Consider the following 1,766-nt stretch of genomic DNA (forward strand, 5'->3'; position numbering starts at 1 on the left):
AACGTCGCCGGCAACCTCACCCCCAACGCCTCACCCAACCGATTCCGCAGCTCAACCGCCAACAACGAATCGAACCCCAACTCCTTGAACGTCCGATCCGTGTCGACCGCGCGGTCCGGCGCGTGCCCGAGGACAAGTGCGGCGCAGGAGCGCACCACGTCGAGGAGTTCGCGGTGTTGGTCCTCGCTGGAGAGCCCTGCCAGCCTCCGGGCGAGTGAGTCCGCGGGAACCTCGCCCTGCGCGCTCCCCGCGGTCCGGCGAGCGGGGCCCCGGACGAGTCCGCGCATCAGTGGCGGTACGGCGCCGTCGGCGGCCTGGGCCCGTACGGCGGCGGTGTTCAACCGGGCGGTGACGAGCAGCGGTTCTTCTGCGGCGAGGGCGGCGTCGAAGAGGGCCAGGCCCTGGTCCGAGGGGATGCCGACGATTCCGGCGCGGGCCATGCGGGTGACGGCCGTCTGGTCCATGTGGCCGGTCATGCCGCTGGCGTCGGCCCACAGTCCCCAGGCCAGCGAGACGCCGGGCAGCCCTTCGGCCCGGCGCTTCTGCGCGAGCGCGTCGAGGAAGGTGTTCGCTGCGGCGTAGTTGGCCTGACCGGGTCCGCCGAAGACACCGACAACGGAGGAGAAGAGGACGAAGGCGGAGAGGTCGAGGCCGCGTGTCAGCTCGTCCAGGTGGACGGCAGCGTCGACCTTGGGTCGAAGAACACGGTCGAACTGCTCAGGGGTGAGCCCGGTGACCACGGCGTCGTCGAGGACGCCGGCAAGGTGGACAACCCCGGTGACGGGATGCGCGGCCAGCAACTCCTCAACCGCCGCACGTTCCGCCACATCACACGCCACCACCTCGGCAACCGCACCCGCGGCCGCCAGCTCCTCCACCAACTCCACAGCACCCGGAGCATCCACACCCCGCCGACTGGTCAACACCAGCCGCCGCACCCCGTACTCGGCCACCAAATGCCGGGCCACCAACCCACCCAACATGCCGGTACCACCCGTCACCAGGACAGCACCACCACCCAACCCAACGCCCCCGGCACCCCCGGCACCCCCGGCACCCCCGGCACCCCCGGCACCCCCGGCACCCGAAGCAGAACCCACCCTGCCCAGCCGAGGCACCAACACCTCACCACCACGAACAGCGACCTGCCACTCCCCCGCCATCACAGAGGCCAGACCCCTGACGGTGGCCGGAACATCAACGCCCGTCGGATCGAGATCGAGCAGCCCGAACCGTCCGGGATTCTCCGCCTCGGCCGACCGCAGCAGACCCCACACACCGGAAGCCGCAAGATCCGCAGGCGCGTCCCCGCCCACACCCACAGCACCGCGCGTCACGACCACCAGCCGCGCACCCGCGAACCGCTCGTCCGCAAGCCAACCGCGCGCTGTCTCAGCAACCTTCAGAACCGCATCGTGAACGGACTCGGCGGATCCGGAGCCACCCCCGTCAACCGGCAGCACCACAACGGAAGGCAACTCGGCAAGCTCCGCGATCTCGTCCAAGCCGCCGGCGGAGGGCACCCCGAATCCGAAGGGATCGCTGTCCCCGAGGAGCGCCCATCCAGCTACAGCCGCACCCTCAACAGCCCCCGCACCAACAGGACTCCACTCCACCCGGAACAGCACATCCCGCCCCGCCAACACCCCCAACCCACCCACATCAACCGGACGCAACACCAACGACTCAACCACCACCACCGGAACACCCACAGCATCAGCAACCAACACCGACACCGCATCCCCACCCACCGGCACCAACCGCAC

General features: G+C 70.0%; 1 protein-coding gene. It reads right to left on the minus strand.

Going from position 1 to position 1,766, the window contains the following annotated elements:
• Positions 1 to 1,766, minus strand: a 1,766-nt coding sequence (locus tag ABT296_RS38575) for a type I polyketide synthase (protein WP_502977442.1), incomplete at its 3' end; no start/stop codon positions are given.

The sequence above is a fragment of the Streptomyces sp. NPDC000983 genome (assembly GCF_040299205.1).
Classification (GTDB): Bacteria; Actinomycetota; Actinomycetes; order Streptomycetales; family Streptomycetaceae; genus Streptomyces.